The sequence below is a fragment of the Fusibacter bizertensis genome (assembly GCF_029914245.1).
Taxonomy (GTDB): Bacteria; Bacillota; Clostridia; order Peptostreptococcales; family Acidaminobacteraceae; genus Fusibacter_C; species Fusibacter_C bizertensis.
Genome location: NZ_JARYZI010000056.1, coordinates 1 through 257 on the forward strand (window position 1 = coordinate 1; position 257 = coordinate 257).

Below are 257 nucleotides of genomic sequence, written 5' to 3' on the forward strand. Positions count from 1 at the left end.
TAATAGGTCGAGGACTTGACCTAGAGATAGTTTTTTACGAAGTAAATGTCGAAGTTATATGCAATTTTGAGTGTGTACGATTTATGCAACGCATAATATCGGCCGACATGAGATTTGGTAACAAATCTAGGAGGCTAACACTTACTTATGTTTAACACAGCTTAGCTGTTTATATATAAGGCACGAGATCCAGTGATGATGGCGGAGGGGCCACACCTGTTCCCATACCGAACACAGAAGTAAAGTCCTCCAGCGTC

General features: G+C 41.6%; 1 rRNA gene. It reads left to right on the plus strand.

Annotated elements, in window-relative coordinates:
* Positions 1-188 precede the first annotated feature (188 nt).
* Positions 189-257 (plus strand): 5S ribosomal RNA (rrf, locus tag QE109_RS17685); the annotation flags it as partial.